This window comes from Thalassomonas sp. RHCl1 (assembly GCF_947387555.1).
Lineage (GTDB): Bacteria > Pseudomonadota > Gammaproteobacteria > Enterobacterales > Alteromonadaceae > Thalassomonas.
In genome coordinates this window covers 381,353-396,396 of sequence record NZ_CANDNZ010000005.1, presented here as the reverse complement: position 1 = coordinate 396,396, position 15,044 = coordinate 381,353, and the positions used below count along the sequence as shown (strand labels likewise).

At 45.1% G+C, this 15,044-nt stretch carries 11 protein-coding genes; 6 read left to right on the top strand and 5 right to left on the bottom strand.

The window, feature by feature from the left end:
• Positions 1–35 precede the first annotated feature (35 nt).
• Positions 36–1,097, top strand: a complete 1,062-nt coding sequence (locus QL234_RS16755; protein WP_281558964.1) for an MBL fold metallo-hydrolase — start codon at positions 36–38, stop codon at positions 1,095–1,097.
• A 180-nt stretch (positions 1,098–1,277) separates the two neighbouring features.
• Positions 1,278–2,753 carry a serine hydrolase gene (locus tag QL234_RS16750; protein ID WP_281558963.1) on the top strand — a complete coding sequence of 492 codons (1,476 nt, stop codon included), beginning with the start codon at positions 1,278–1,280 and terminating at the stop codon, positions 2,751–2,753.
• A gap of 73 nt (positions 2,754–2,826) precedes the next feature.
• Here QL234_RS16750 and QL234_RS16745 read toward each other — a convergent pair whose 3' ends face one another.
• Positions 2,827–4,062 carry a hypothetical protein gene (locus QL234_RS16745; protein WP_281558962.1) on the bottom strand — a complete coding sequence of 412 codons (1,236 nt, stop codon included), beginning with the start codon at positions 4,060–4,062 and terminating at the stop codon, positions 2,827–2,829.
• A 147-nt stretch (positions 4,063–4,209) separates the two neighbouring features.
• The gene (locus tag QL234_RS16740) at positions 4,210–4,761 is read right to left on the bottom strand and encodes a hemerythrin domain-containing protein (RefSeq protein WP_281559015.1); all 552 of its coding nucleotides are present in this window, start codon (positions 4,759–4,761) and stop codon (positions 4,210–4,212) included.
• A gap of 377 nt (positions 4,762–5,138) precedes the next feature.
• On the opposite strand from QL234_RS16740, the gene QL234_RS16735 reads away from it, so the two are divergent.
• Positions 5,139–5,714, top strand: a complete 576-nt coding sequence (locus QL234_RS16735; protein WP_281558961.1) for a hypothetical protein — start codon at positions 5,139–5,141, stop codon at positions 5,712–5,714.
• A gap of 12 nt (positions 5,715–5,726) precedes the next feature.
• Here the strand turns inward: QL234_RS16735 and QL234_RS16730 are convergent, their stop codons facing one another.
• The 3 genes from QL234_RS16730 to QL234_RS16720 form a co-directional block, all read right to left on the bottom strand.
• A complete protein-coding gene (locus QL234_RS16730; RefSeq protein WP_281558960.1) occupies positions 5,727–8,681 on the bottom strand; it encodes a serine/threonine-protein kinase in 2,955 nt (984 codons plus the stop codon).
• Positions 8,682–8,813: 132 nt separating this feature from the next.
• Positions 8,814–9,920 (bottom strand): FHA domain-containing protein, encoded by a 1,107-nt coding sequence (locus QL234_RS16725; protein WP_281558959.1) that lies wholly within the window; start codon positions 9,918–9,920, stop codon positions 8,814–8,816.
• Positions 9,921–10,162: 242 nt separating this feature from the next.
• The gene (locus tag QL234_RS16720) at positions 10,163–10,834 is read right to left on the bottom strand and encodes an SCP2 sterol-binding domain-containing protein (protein WP_281558958.1); all 672 of its coding nucleotides are present in this window, start codon (positions 10,832–10,834) and stop codon (positions 10,163–10,165) included.
• A 358-nt stretch (positions 10,835–11,192) separates the two neighbouring features.
• Here QL234_RS16720 and QL234_RS16715 point away from each other — a divergent pair, with 358 nt between their 5' ends.
• From QL234_RS16715 to QL234_RS16705, 3 genes are all read left to right on the top strand, one after another.
• Positions 11,193–12,188: a peptidase U32 family protein gene (locus tag QL234_RS16715; protein WP_281558957.1), complete on the top strand. Its 996-nt coding sequence runs from the start codon at positions 11,193–11,195 to the stop codon at positions 12,186–12,188.
• A gap of 77 nt (positions 12,189–12,265) precedes the next feature.
• Entirely contained in the window at positions 12,266–13,147 is an 882-nt protein-coding gene (locus QL234_RS16710) for a U32 family peptidase (RefSeq protein WP_281558956.1), read from the top strand.
• Positions 13,148–13,229: 82 nt separating this feature from the next.
• The gene (locus QL234_RS16705) at positions 13,230–15,041 is read left to right on the top strand and encodes a thiamine pyrophosphate-dependent enzyme (protein WP_281558955.1); all 1,812 of its coding nucleotides are present in this window, start codon (positions 13,230–13,232) and stop codon (positions 15,039–15,041) included.
• Positions 15,042–15,044 lie beyond the last annotated feature (3 nt).

Genomic DNA, 15,044 nt, shown 5'->3' with positions numbered 1-15,044 from the left:
GCCTGTTGTTTTGTTTAGTTATTGGGATACTTGTTATGTCGACTATGAGTAGTTGTAGCACACAATCATTGGATAGCGGTTATGAGCAGTCACCGCAGTTTCGCCAGGGAAAGTTTCAAAATGGTGATAATGTTTCCGCGGCAGGTTTAGCCAAATTACCAAAAATTATCTGGCGATATATGTTTGATAAGAGTAATGCCGCTATGCCTGAAAAGCCTATTCCGCTGGTGAATATCGATATGGACAGCTTAACAGGCAAGCAAGGACAACCGGAAATATACCGTTTGGGACACTCAAGCCTGTTACTTAACTTCAGTGGTAAAATCTGGTTATTAGACCCGGTTTTTTCGAAACGGGCATCCCCCTTTAGCTGGGTAGGGCCGGAGCGTTTTCACCCTTTGCCTTTTGAGCTGGATAACTTACCTAACATTCAAGGGGTGATCATCTCACATGACCATTATGATCATCTGGATCGGGAAACAATTGAAGCTATCGCCGACAGGGTAGAGCATTTTGTTACACCGCTAGGGGTGGGAAAGTATTTGCAAGAATGGGGGATTGCGCAGGAAAAAATCCATCAACTGGATTGGTGGCAGAACATCGAACTTGGCGCCTTATCCCTGACCGCGACACCGGCACAGCATTTTTCCGGACGCGGCCTCACGGATAGAGATGAAACCTTGTGGGCCTCCTGGGTTATCCAAAGCGAGCAGCATAAGCTGTTTTTTAGCGGAGATACCGGATATTTTGATGGCTTTAAAACCATAGGTGAGCGCTTCGGACCTTTTGACCTGACAATAATGGAAAACGGCGCCTACGATAAAGACTGGGCTGAGGTACATATGACGCCGGAGCAGACGTTGCAGGCGCACCTGGATTTGCGCGGCAAGGCTTTGATGCCAGTGCATAATGGCACCTTTGACCTGGCGCTGCATGCCTGGTATGAGCCACTGGAACGTCTGGCCGAGCTGGCACAAGCGCAGTGGGTGCCGCTGGTGACTCCTATGATAGGTGAGGCATTGCCTCTGCAGGAGTTATATACGACTTCGCCCTGGTGGCGGGAAGCGGCGGACATTCAGGTAAGCGCTGCGCTTTAGTAAAATGGAAAGTATTGAACTTTTGTCGGTAAATCCCGTACCATGCACGGGATTCACTTTTAATTGCTCTGTGGTTTAAAGCAAAGCCTTAAAGTGTACGCTGATTTGAGTTCAATATTTCAAAGCAATAAGCTAACGGAAATTGAGCATAAGAATAATTAACATATCTCTGGAAGATAAATGCGCTTAATTTCTTTATTTTTACTTATTTATTTCACCGGCCTGTTTTCATTAAATGCAAAAGAGAACATCAGCCCGTCACTACATGGCCAACTTGATCAGCAGCTGATTAAAAACAGTCAGCGTTATGGCATCGCCGGGCAATCGGTGTTATTGCTTAAAAATAATCAGGTTATCTATCAGGGGCAACAAGGGGTTGCAAACCTGGCATTAGCCGTGCCTGTGGCTGAACATCATATTTTCTCCGCCTACTCGGTAACTAAGCTCTTTACCAGTGTGCTGATGATGCAGTTGGTTGAAGAGGGCAGTGTCGATGTGAAAAAATCGATACGCCATTATCTGCCTTATCTTCCTCTGCACTGGCAACAAGTCACGGTTGAGCATGCCCTAAATCATACCTCGGGCATTCCCCGCTATTTCGACACCGTAATGGAAACGGGGCGTTTTTGGGCCGATAAAAAAGCCGTGTTTTCATCATTAGCCGATGCCGAAGCGCACTTTGAAATCGGTACGATGAATAAGTATAACAATACCAACTTTCTTATTCTCTCGGCAATTTTAGAGGCGAAAACGGGAAAATCTTATCTGGAACTGGTGGATAGCAAGATTGTTCAGCCGTTAAAGCTGAAAAGCACCGGGCATGCCAGTGCGCTTGCCGTTATTGACAATATGGTGACTAATTATCAGGGCATGGCAGGGCAGATACGCAAAAATAAGGAGATTGACTGGTCTGAATACAGTTATGCCCACTCGGGCCTTTATTCCACGCCCCGGGAGTTGGCGACTTTTATGACCGCACTGGTTTCACAAAAGTTTGTCTCCCAAGAAAGCCTGAAACAAATGTGGCAACCGATGCCCTTGGTTAACGGGCAGAGTGGCCGTTATGCTTTTGGTTTTGAATATGCGCTCAGGGACGGTTATCAGCAAGTCGGTCACGACGGCGGCAACCGGGTTAAACTTCGCCATTATTTTAAAGAAGAGCCCGGGGCAGGCGACAGCTATACCTTAGTGTATATGACCAATGGCAGCGCCTATAGTGTCTGGACCGATATTTTAGCCGATAGCCTGATGTCGATAATTGACCCGGAAGTATTTAGACAGGCCGAGCTTACCGAGCACTTTATGACAGAGGTTTTAAATGGAGAAAAGGCCAATCGGCAAGCTTTATTTAAGCGTATAAGCAAAGCGTTTGCCGGCGATAGCTCTGCCATTGAAAACTTTATCGTCAACCGGGCTTATGCCGTCAGGTATGGCGCCGGGGTAAAAGCGTCAATACCGGCATTTGAAATGTTGACGGAGAACTTTCCCGAGTCTGCCCATAGCTGGCGCAGGCTGGCTGAGATATGGCAAACGCTGGGAAATAAAGACAAAGCACTGGAATATTATCGGCGTGCTTTAGCGATCGATCCGGGCTTGAGCAAGGTGAAAAAACAAATTGCCATATTGATTCAGCCCGGGGAAAGTAAAAGCCGGTGATGCCAAAGCAGGTGTTTTATTACTAAGGTGTTTAATACTCTCGCCTGATAAAATGCTTAAAAAGATCCGGTAATTAAAAAAAGTAGCGTGCGGCAAACTGTAGCTGGCGCTCTATCAGATTTTCGTTATGCCCCTTACCGGCCCTTGAGGGCCTGTGACTGTCGAGCCAGTTAAATTCTGTTTGCAGGAATACCTGCTTATGCAGGCGGTAGCTGTAGTTCAGGGTAAAAGCTTTGCCATGCTCGTTATTATCATCAAAGGTAAGGCTGTCTTTATCGGAAACGGAAAAGGCTTCTAATCGGGTGCTGAGCCTGTGACGGTTCATTTTTTTCGACAGCATGACAAAACCGCTGTCATAGTCATTGTTGACTAAATCTGCGCTGCCTGAGGTGGTCTGCATCAGGGTATTTCCCCTTAAATATTGGCTGATAAGTTCGACTCCCTGTGCCAGCTGCCATTTTATGCCTAAATGGCTAAACTTGGTGCGCCAGGCCCATTGGATGTTTTTTACCACCTTGGGATCTGCCTGGTTATCATAATAGCCCAGCAATATCCGGCCGTGTCTGTGCCAGGTCCATTGGCTGCTGATTTGAAAACCAATACGGTGGTCCAGCTCTAAAAACATATCGGAATTTTCCGGTACAAAACCGATATGGGAATTCGGCAAGGCCTGGGTTTCGTAAGGTAGGGTTTGCCGGCTGCTCATGGCCCAGCCATGCCAGGCGAGCACAGCACCTGCGGGGTCATTTCCCTGAAAACCTGTCACGGTGAGTTCAAAATCATGTTCGCTGTCGGAAAAGCGCCCCAGACGCGTTAGGGTGAAATCCACTCCCCTGTGCCGCAACTCTTCACCGAGCCAGGCATTAAGGGTGGAGTAGCTCAGGGTATAGGGAGATGCCCAGCCGCTGAGTTTATTGGTCATAGAGACCTTAGGGTACATAAGGCCGCCGCGCAGGGTAAAGCGGTAGCCGGCGTCCGAGGGCAGTTGTTTATATTGAAAGTAAGACTCAGTAAATCCCAGGTTGTTTTTTACGCCGTTAGCAAAGCCGCTGGCGATCAGGTGCAGGCTGAATTTATCTTGCCAGTGCAATTGATAATTGATGGTGGCTTGTGACAGGGAAAAGCGATTGCCGTCGGGAAACTGAAATTTGCCGTAGTCTCCGGTTAAGTAGCTGTCGATACCGTCGGTGATGGTATATCTAAGCTCCAGTAAGCCATGGATTTCCTGCTCTAGGGCAAGTCCGGATTTGCTAAATAATAAGCAGAGTATTATCAAATGGTTGAGGTGAGTTTTTCGGCTAGAAGTCATATCCTTTTGACCTGATTAGCTGGCAGACAATAACTTTAGGTATAGCGCAAAAAAATGGATTTAGAAACAGACAAAGAACCGGCCCCGAAACTCAGCTTCAGGGCATTAATGATGCGTGGGATGATATTTTTAATCGTGAAAGTAAGACTAGCCTTCGGTGAGTCTGTGATATAACTCCAGATATTCGGCCTGCACTTTAGTACCGAATAGTGGGTCATCTTCTTGGTTGGGGATTTTGGGCAATATTTTTTGCCAGTCATCTTCTGTTAGCTTGTGTTCTATTTGCGGAAAGATCACGGTATCTTCTTTGTGCAGGTGTTGCTGATGTATCTGAATAAACTCTTCCAGCTCAATCACAAAGCGGCTGGTAGAGGTGATTGCATCCAATAATATCCCCTGCAGGGAGGTTTTCAGCTGAGTGGTAATTTGCTCTAACTTGTGATGTTCCTCGATGATTTTGGCAAAGTCTTTATGAGGGTCGAGTTGGTTATCCACCATATAGTGGTAAATGATGTCTTCTTTAGGATGATGATAGCGACCGGCATAATTTTCAATATAATCTACAGCATCGCTGAGCAGATTAAAGTCCAGCGGGATATTTTGTTTTAAGCGCGCAAGCTTTCCCTCAAGCAGGGTTAACAGCTGCTTATGACCCTTGTGCTCTCGTTGTAAGCTCTTCATCAGCTCGTTCATTGTCACTTCAGTCAATTTGTTTATCCTAAAAGTCGCCATCCATAAGCTATAACATAGTCTTAATTTTTTTAACGTTCCACTGTGATCCACAAAAGTTTGTTTTCAAACAATAACTGTAGAAAAAGTTGAGTTTTTTTGGCATTTCCGGGAGGTGACTAAGAGGCATGGCGGGCATTTGGTTTTTTATTTGAACCGGTTTTGATTAAAGTTTGTTTTAGTTGTGATTTAGATGGATTTTGGAGTTAAAAAACGGAATTTAACGTTAACCTTGCTCCAATTAAGGGCTATAATTTTTGGGTTAATCGGGCTTATAAGATAAAGTTTTTAATAAACAAGCCGTTAATATAAAACCATTATAAAATATATAAACTAGGGAAAACATAATGAGTGTTGAAGAAAAACAAGCCAACATTAAAGTTAATAAAGATGAAGTGCTTATTACCGTGCCTGCACCGGTAAGACATGACTATGACGCTACTATTTCCACAGCTGTCTGCTATTTCAAGGTAAAGCCGAGTAAAACTAAGCCTTGGATCACCAAGATTTTAAAAGGTGATGAATATGTTGATACTCCCGGTGGCTTTCGGGTTGAATTTCTGTCACATCAAAATAAAACCACCGACCCTATTGAACTGCAACTACAGGCGCTGCAGCGTATTATTCTGATTGCTGAAATGGATGAAGATGATGCTGAAAACCAGGGAGACTGGCGTTTTCATGGGAAAGGGGTGATTTATTGCCATGAAAATGATCATAATGATTTTCGTGTAGAAACTGTGGTTACAGAGAACGGTAACCAGTTGATTATGACCATTGATCATGTCAAAGATGAAGCTTTTGATAATGATATTGCTTTCCGTTATCTTGCTACCTGCTATGAAATTGGTGTGGGTCAGCTACCGGCACCGGTTTATTATTCTCAAGATCCTAAAGTTAGCGTTGGTCGTCCTATGGGGTAATTTTTTACGCTATTAAGGTTGGCACCTTTGCGGGTTGCCGGCCTTAGCCAATAACTGGTTAAATTGCTTGCTGCTACATAAAGTATCAAACCAGGGGAGATTAAACCAGGCGACACCTATATCCGTGGCTAGGGCTTCTTCTACTTGACTTAGTGCTGATAACCTTTCTCCCGCTTGGGTATATACCAGGGCGGCAGCAAAAGCGACTTCACCGTTATTAGGTGCGAGTTTTTTTGCACTATTAAGTGATTTAATTGCGGCGCTATTATTACCAAGATGGACATAGGCCTGGGCAAGTTCCATTTGGGTTACAAGGTTATCTTCATTTGCATGCAAGTCGATGACTTGTTGGTAATGCAGCCGAGCCTGCTCGGTTAATCCTAATATCATTTCCGCATCGGCGAGGTTTAGAATTTTTGTCGGATGATTAGGGCTTTTTTCTACTGCCAATCTTGCTGTAATCAGTGCATCCTGGTACCTTCCAGCTAGAGAATAGGCTATACCTAAATTATCTAAATCATTGCTTTGTGGGTTTACTTTCACCACTTGTTCATAGGTGGTGATGGCTAAATTGAGTTTGCCCTCTAATAAATAGATGGTTGCCAATAACTGGTTGGCGGAATACATTTTTGGTGTAATGCTCAATAATTTCTGAAGGCTTTGCTTCGCGTTAGCAAAATCTCCTAACCAGTAATAGCTTAGAGCCAAATTATAGAATAATTTGGTACTGGGACGTAATGCCAACGCTGTTTGATAGTGGCTAACCGCCAATGTTAATTCATTGTTGGTAAGGGTTAAAACAGCTTTTAATTCGGTTAATGTTGAACTGTCAACGCCACGTTGTATTGCTATGTTAAGTTGTTTTTGGGCGCTGTCTATTTGATTTAATGCTAGTGAGAGGTAAAAAACATCAATAGATTGAAAAACACTATATTTATATTCAGGTGGTGCACTTTGTATGAGCTGTTCTAGTTGCTGCGGATAATCGGGATCTTTAGTCTCGTTAAATAAATTCAGCGCTGCTTCACGAAATAAACTGTAACCAGCATATAAATAAGGTGAGCGGCTCAATACTGCTCTTAATTGGTTGAGGTTTTCATTATTGTTTTCTCCGTTAATTATTACTTTTGCATAGAGTTCAATGTATTCAAGATAATCTTGTTCATTAATTGGTGATGAGTTTATATAGGTTTCGGCATAATCAGGATAAAGTGCGCTGATATTGGCTTGGCTTGTATTAAATATTTCGTTAAAACCGTCTACTTGAGTGGGCCAGTTTTTTTGAGCGAATACAGTCCACTTCTTGTTACCATCTTTATTTTCTTGTTTACTTGCTTCTTCCACTGAAGATAAACGTGATAAGATGACGTTACAGCGAATATTATTACAACTAAGTTCAGTTGTGATTATATCTGTGGCACCCGTAGCGTTACCTATAGCATTGATGTTTATCTCTGAACTATCATCTGAAACGGCAGAAATTTCAGTACGGGAAATTAATCTTAAGTGTTTGGTATTAATAATACTTTGGCGGATGGCATCGTCTATGGTAGCCACCACTAAGTCTCTTTGGATATCAGCTATTTTACTATCTGTACTTAGGGTTGGTGGTAAAACTGCAATATGCCGCACCTTAGGTGTATTGGGAATAAAAATATCCTGATAAAACAAGCTAGTGAGTGTTACCAGTAAAATAATGCAAGCAGCGGTCATTACTGTGAACTTGTTTGGCTTTTTTTCTTGCTGTTCATTTTTTTCATTTATAGCAGCGCTTTCTATCTTGGCTTTTTCCGGCTGTAATATCGCCCCATCTTCACCTACCGGCAAGGTCTGCTCGGCCAGTATTTCCTGCTGGGTTAGGGCAACAATGATCTGTTGTAAACGCTCTGCCACCTTATGGCTGCTTGTCGGTCTGTTTTGCGGCTGATGGGCCAATAACTGATTTAATAAATGGGCTAAAGGCAGCGGCAACTGGGGAATAATGTCTTTGGCATCGCCGGGTTTATCATCAAGGATTGCCTGGGCAATCTGTTGGGCCGAGTCAGTACCGTAACTTGTAGCAAAAGGGTGGCGACCGGCGATCAAATTAAAGGCGATAATGCCTAAGGAAAATAAGTCGGTGCGAAAATCTATTGTTTGTTCGTTGTTATTCGAAGATAACTGCTCAGGCGACATAGAAGTCCAGCTGCCATAAGCACTGTTGCTGTCGGAGGTCTTGCTGTTTGGTGATACTTCTTGTTCGTTTCGCTGTTCACTGCCATTGTGACTTGCCTGGGCAATACCGAAATCGATAATTTTGACCTGGGCCGACATTTGATCCGCCATTTGCCCGTGTGGGTGATAGCCTTGATTGCCACTGCCGGGTTTATTGTCTATGTCGATCAAAATGTTCGATGCTTTTAAGTCGCAATGGACTATACCGTTATCATGAGCGGCGGCTAGCCCTAAAGCTATTTGTCTGATTATCTGCAGCTTCTGGATTAAGGTGGTGACATGCTGATGTTGAAATTGCTGCAAAGTTTTACCGCTGAGATATTCCATCACCAGAGCGATTTGCTGCTGATTATCATTTACCGGATTGGCGCTTTCACTTCTTTGTTTTTTGGAGACGATGACATCATAAATCTGTACGATATTGGGATGATTTAACTTTGCCAGCAACCTGGCTTCTGCCAGCGCTTGCTGAAAATGGCTTTCTTGGCAGTCAATTTTATCAACAGAGGTCTCATCAGAAGATAAGTTCTGTCCCAGCGGGGTTAATACTTTAATGGCTACGGTGCGCTGTAACCGGGTATCTAATGCCAGATAAACCTGGCCCATACCACCTTGACCTATTTTTTGTTTAACCTGATAATTTTCTGAGTTTGTTATGATTGTTGGTTCTTGAACAGTCGCTGATTGAGGTGCTTGTTGCATCTCACCCTCAGGCTTTTCGTTAGACTCTTCATTAGGCTCATCATTAGACAAGAGCGCATTACCTTGCTTTAGGTCCTCCTTGTTTGTAGTTAACTTATCACTGGATAAGGGATTAGTTTTCGACAAAATTCGCTACCATATTGTTGTTATTTTCGTCCCGCAGGAGCGGGGCTTGAGTATCAGCTAGTTTTTTTTTACCGCTTGTTCCGCCATCTCATGGCTTAATGTTGCTTCTAAATGCTGACCTTTATAAATAGTAAACACTGAGCCGCCAAAACGGATTTTTCCCGACTGGCGCTGGATCAAGTCCTCAGCATCACTGATATTGGTTAAGGCGTCAACAAATTGTTTACGTGCCCTGTGTATTTGAATGTTCAAATGACTGATACTTAAACCGATATCTTTGGCTAACTGCTCGGGATAAACCCAGCCTTGCAACGCCGGCTCTAAACCTTTTTGGGCATCGGCCACCCGGTACCGGGCAAGGTTCAGGGTTAAATAATGATGGCTACGTACCTGAAAATCTGTAGTTTTTCCCTGATGATGCATTTTCACCTGGGTTTCTTCTTCATCCAGGGTCAGGTTAAAGGTAAAACTGAGCTGATTAATTTTTTCTTCGCTGTTGCTGAGTAATTCCGTTGAGGTTTCCAGGTGGCTCAGGTGCAGTCGCCATTCTTGTCCTGCAAATGAAATAATATCGTGCTCATTCACCACATGCGGACGTTGGGGATTATGTACTGACTGTCCCAGGGAAAGTTTCTCCCTGTCGGTCAGCGCATTTTCTTCGCCTGCCTTGGTTTCATTACTTTCCTGGTTGAGGTATTCGACACTCCACAGGCCGCTAAAGCGATTCAGGTAGAGGACAATTTCAGGGTTTTGCTCGGAAGGCAGTAAATGATAATGGGACAAGCTAAAAGCGCCTAACTGCCGTGAGTTGGCTTTCAACAACTCGGGATCATTTTCCAGGTTCAGGGGAATAAGTAAATCACATGGGCCAGACAAGTCTTTGACGGTAAAGCGAATATCCTTTAGCCCGGCAAAGTAGATATCATCATTAAGTTTCAGCTGCGCTTTGGTATTTTCAGGTAACCTGCGGTTATTTAACCAGGTCCCGTTGCTGCTTAAATCACGTATAAACCAGGCGTCGTTTTCCCATTCAATGATGGCATGAATTTTTGATACCGCGGCATTGGAAACCAGGGTATTTACTGAATAGGCCAGGCGGCCAAAGCTATGGTGGCCGTATAAATAACAAAGTGACTGTGTATTGTGATTTAAGATGAAAGCCATTTTGCCTTCCCTGATTAATTTATTGCAAAAACTGAGCTTTAAAGATAGAGGATATACTTTATTGCAATTGAGGTCTAGAGAGACGAGAGTGAATTGTCTCTTCCCGGTAACATTTATTTATCTTTGGATTAAAATATATACTTTTTATGTAATTCAACCCCCTTAAAGGACCGGGTTAAGATGAATCCAGTCCGCTAAAACAGGCTGTTATTTATTTTAAGGGGTTACTTTTAAAGGATATTTTAAGCGTTGTCAGCCGCCAACTCGGCTTTTGTCTGTTGCAGTAATTCGGCGGAGGCTGCCACCAGGTTATGCACCTCGCCGGGGAGGTGGTCGAGATCTATGGCATCTATCAGGTTTTTAAGCTCAAGCCCTAATTCGGTATCCCCTTCAATTTTTAACCGGCGCTGAAAGAACAGGGTATCGGGATCTTGTTTGCGTCCGGCAATCAGCAATAAATCATCGCCACTGCCGCTGAAACTGACGTCTTCCTTTTGTTGTAAAGCGGGTGTAGCTTTTTTTGAGAATGTCTTAGCCGGTGCCATGATAAGTTTGTCTTGATCGTAGCTTAACCACCAGTGGATGTTGAGGTCGGTAATACTGATCCGCAGCCATTTATCTTGTAAAAACTCAAAATCACCATCTTCCAGTGCTTCCTTAAATACCGAGGTTAATACCGGTAATAACAGTTTTTGTTGCGCGCTAAAAGGCAACAGGGCAAAGGTCGGGGTAATGACTTTAGGTATGGCCTTGATAACACCGGATCTGATGCTAAGGGGTAAGTGGTTTGCTCTGGCAATCAGGCCGGGAGCAAATTTAAGTAATTGCTGCGGTAGCTTTTTGTTTAAGCTTGAAGTCAGATGGCAAGAAAATTCGTTTGCCTTACCGGTTATAACCGATGGAATGGGTAACATGAAATAATACCGTTGTTGAAAAATGCCGTTAAAAATTGCGTGCCTGGCACGGTAACATAAAGTGAAAGCGGATTTTGTGGCACAGATCAACTTTTTGTTCTAACGGCAAGAGCAGGCTTAAGCTAAGGTGAAACTTTATTAGCCGATACATTATTTGGCTGATGTTTGCCATTGCCCCAACAAGTAAATTCTTTGCTGTCACGTAAAGGCCAATGTACAGTGCTGGCCGGGTTTGTTGACAAAATCAAATATTCTCAATAAAGCATCAGAAGTTATTTTAAATCAAAAAAGTACCCTTGGGATGCTTCTACTATAGCTCTACATTTTATCTTGAATCCTGATATCTAAATAAATAGTTATGGAACTCTTGTGCCCGGCAGGTAACCTACCTGCGCTGAAAACCGCCATTAATAACGGCGCCGATGCGGTCTATATCGGCTTAAAAGATGATACCAATGCCCGACACTTTGCCGGTTTAAATTTTAACGAAACCAAGCTGGATAAAGCCGCGGATTATGTTCACCAGCATGGCAAGAAATTACATGTCGCCATTAATACCTTTGCTCACCCTGATGGTGAGCAGCGCTGGCGAAAGGCGGTGGATAAGGCGGTGGCCATGGGGACAGATGCCCTGATCATTGCCGATATCGGGGTCATGGCCTATGCGGCAGAGAAATATCCGGATGTTGAGCGCCATGTATCGGTACAGGCCAGTACCACTAATCTTGAAGCCATCAAGTTTTACCATAATAACTTTGGCGTCAGCCGGGTAGTATTACCGCGGGTTTTATCGGTGCAGCAGGTACGGCAATTGGCGAAAAGCTCGCCGGTGGCATTGGAAGTTTTTGCCTTTGGCAGCTTATGTATTATGGCGGAAGGGCGCTGCTACCTCTCTTCTTATATGACAGGTGAATCCCCCAATACCGTAGGCGCCTGTTCTCCCGCGAAATATGTGCGCTGGCAGGAAACCGAGGAAGGTCTGGAAAGCCGGTTAAACAATGTTTTGATTGACCGCTACAAGCGCGATGAACACGCCGGATACCCGACCTTATGTAAAGGGCGCTTTGAAGTGGAAGACAATGTCTATCATGCCCTGGAAGAGCCCACCAGCTTAAATACCCTGGAGCTTATTCCTGAGCTGGCAGCGATGGGGATAGTGTCGGTAAAAATTGAAGGGCGCCAGCGCAGCCCGGCTTATGTCGAGCAGGTGGCGAAAACCTGGCGCGCGGCCTTGGACAGATATCAGCAGACACCACAGGATTTCACCCTGGAGCAAAGCTGGATGCAGACCCTGGCTAATTTATCCGAAGGGGCGCAAACCACCTTAGGGGCTTACCACAGGAAGTGGCAGTAATATTATCCACGACAGCAGATGCCAGCTTTTATTAAGTGCTATTTATTTATCCCTTTGAAAAAAGAGAGAACGAACAAATGAAATTTTCCCTTGGCCCCAGTTTGTTTTTTTGGCCTAAGCAAGAAGTACATGATTATTACCAAAGGGCGAGTGACAGCAGCGCCGACATTATTTATTTAGGTGAAACCGTCTGCTCCAAGCGCCGGGAACTACGGGCGAAAGACTGGCTTGAGCTGGCGCGGCAGCTAAGCAGCAATACCGATAAACAGATTGTGGTTTCCACCATGACCTTGCTGGAGTCTCCGGCGGAAATCCAGGTAATGCGCCGTTTGTGCGACAACGGCGATTTATTGGTGGAAGCCAATGATCTCAGCGCGGTGCAGATGATGCACGAGCTGAAACTACCTTTTGTGCTCGGCCCCGCCATTAACTGCTACAACCTGGCCACCTTGAAAGTATTTTTAAAGCAGGGCCTGGTGCGTTGGGTGATGCCGGTAGAGCTTTCCGGCGACTGGCTGCGGCAACTGTTGCAGGAGGCGGAGCAGGAAAATATCCGCCATCAGTTTGAATGTGAAGTTTTTTCCTGGGGCTATCTGCCGTTGGCCTATTCTGCCCGTTGTTTTACCGCCCGCTCTGAAGACAGACCTAAAGACGACTGCCAGTACTGCTGCATCAATTATCCCCAGGGACGGAAAATGAACAGCCGGGAAGGGGAGCGGGTATTTGTGCTTAACGGTATACAGACCATGTCGGGTTATCAATACAACTTGGTTAATGAAGTGCCGCAAATGAAAGCCATGGGGGTAGATATTGCCCGTATCAGCGCCGATAGCGATGCCGCCTTTATGCAACTGAATAACTTTAAGGCGCAACTACAGACGCCGCAGCATAAAGCATTGGTTTCTACTACGGAGTGTAACGGCTACTGGCACCAAATTCCGGGTATGTCGATAGCCTGAAGCAATTAAAAAAAACAGCCGTTCAGGCGCTTATACACAGGCGTGTTGTTAATAAAGCAGATTAAGTCATTAGGTAAATGTTATGAAAGAAAAAATTAATCACTATATCGAAAACTTTGGCGCTGAATATACCGCCAGCCTGCCGTCTTTAGGCCAGCTGATGGCACAAACCCTGCGTTTTTTCGGTAGCCGGCGTATCTATGGTGTCGGGGGAGATTTTGCCGCTAACTTGATCACCGCTTTTGAAGATGAGCTGGACATTTGCCCGTCAAGTAATGAAATGCATGCCGGCTTTACCGCTTGCGGCCAGGCAGAAGTCGAAGGTTTGGGTGTGTGCCTGACCACCTATACCGTGGGCAGTTTACCCTGTGTCTCGGCGGCGGCGCTGGCATTAACGGAAAAACTACCGGTGATTTTTATTTCCGGCGCCCCGGGAGAAAGTGAAATCAACCATATGGCGCTGCACCACACCGTTAGTTCCTGCTCCACCTGGCGCTCTGAATATGATGCGGCATTAGAGTCGTTTAAGGCGCTGGGTATTCGCTCGGAGCGTTTGCAGGGCCAGCGAAATCCGGGGCAGCCAAATGTTGCCGGCGAGCACTTTTTCCGTCTGGTGGCCCATGCCTATTTAAATAAAGAGCCGGTTTTTATCGAAGTGCCCCGGGACCTGGTGGCGGATAAAACCCAGGCAATAGAATTTCCTCCCTCCCTGTGTCAGTTGCCGCAGGAAGTGTTTTTGCTCAAAGGCATCTCCCAGGTGGCCCGGCAAGTCGTAGAGAAATTACTGGCGGCAAACAAGCCTCTATTGTATTTGGGAGAAAAAGCCAAGCTCAATAAGGAGTTGCTGGCCGTGGTCAAACGCTTTTGCCATCAGTATCAGATTCCCTATACCACCACCTGGTTTGCCAAAGGGGTATTGGATGAGTTTGAGCCCCTGAGCCTCGGTGCTTACAACGGGGTATTTACCGATGAGCAGGTCCGCAACTATATTGAAAATGAAGTGGATTATGTCCTGGAAGTGGCCACCAGTATCTATCAGTTAGATACCAATACCGCTTTTGATACCGGCACCCATTTGCTGAATGACTTTGAGAATAAAACCATTTTAAAAGGCACTTCGCAGCTGGAGAAAGATCTGATCGGTATTTTTGAGCAGTTATTAACCGCTGATATCCCGGTGTTTAATTTTACCCCGCCAAAGACTACCGGCGGTGAGTTATTTGCCGACGAAAAAATCGATTTTCATAATTTAACCCGGGTGCTCAACAGCCTGCAAAGCCTGGATCAAAGGGCCTATGTTTACTTTCCTGAAATCGGTAACTCTTATTTTGCCTCCTATAGCCTGAAAACCCGGATGTCTTCGCTTGGCCGCAGCTGGTTAACCAATCCCTGGTATGCGGCCATGGGCACCAGTTTGCCTTATGCCCGGGCGGCCTGTAAGCAGTTGCAGCAGCTGGGGCAGGGAAAAGCTGCACCCGAGAATGATGTTGCTGTGGTGATCACCGGCGACGGAGGTTTCAACTTTCAATTAAATGATTTAATTCATTTTTTACGGGATGATTTAAGCGTCATTATCATTTATATGCGCAATGATATTTTTCATTTAGGCAAAAACAGCGATGCTGAAATTTATCACTGTTCGGATAAAACTTTTGATGTTATCAGCCTGGTCAAAGCCTATGGCGGAGAAGGCAAGCGTTGTACTACCGTAGCCGAGTTCAGGGATTATTTCAGCGCCTGCGCCGATGAAAATAGCGGTATTAAACTCATTGAAGTGCCCGCCAGCCTGGAAGAGCAGTATCAATGCCGCGAGATCAGTTTATTGAATTTATATATCAAGGCAAGAAACGGCATACCTCAGGCGGTTATCGACTGGAATGAGATCAAGCGTTAGCCC

Bases quoted from the DNA above. Each gene is read 5' to 3' on its own strand.
- QL234_RS16755 (WP_281558964.1), top strand. From the start codon at position 36: ATGTCGACTATGAGTAGTTGTAGCACACAATCATTGGATAGCGGTTAT.
- QL234_RS16750 (WP_281558963.1), top strand. From the start codon at position 1,278: ATGCGCTTAATTTCTTTATTTTTACTTATTTATTTCACCGGCCTGTTT.
- QL234_RS16745 (WP_281558962.1), bottom strand. From the start codon at position 4,062: ATGACTTCTAGCCGAAAAACTCACCTCAACCATTTGATAATACTCTGC.
- QL234_RS16735 (WP_281558961.1), top strand. From the start codon at position 5,139: ATGAGTGTTGAAGAAAAACAAGCCAACATTAAAGTTAATAAAGATGAA.
- QL234_RS16725 (WP_281558959.1), bottom strand. From the start codon at position 9,920: ATGGCTTTCATCTTAAATCACAATACACAGTCACTTTGTTATTTATAC.
- QL234_RS16720 (WP_281558958.1), bottom strand. From the start codon at position 10,834: ATGTTACCCATTCCATCGGTTATAACCGGTAAGGCAAACGAATTTTCT.
- QL234_RS16715 (WP_281558957.1), top strand. From the start codon at position 11,193: ATGGAACTCTTGTGCCCGGCAGGTAACCTACCTGCGCTGAAAACCGCC.
- QL234_RS16710 (WP_281558956.1), top strand. From the start codon at position 12,266: ATGAAATTTTCCCTTGGCCCCAGTTTGTTTTTTTGGCCTAAGCAAGAA.
- QL234_RS16705 (WP_281558955.1), top strand. From the start codon at position 13,230: ATGAAAGAAAAAATTAATCACTATATCGAAAACTTTGGCGCTGAATAT.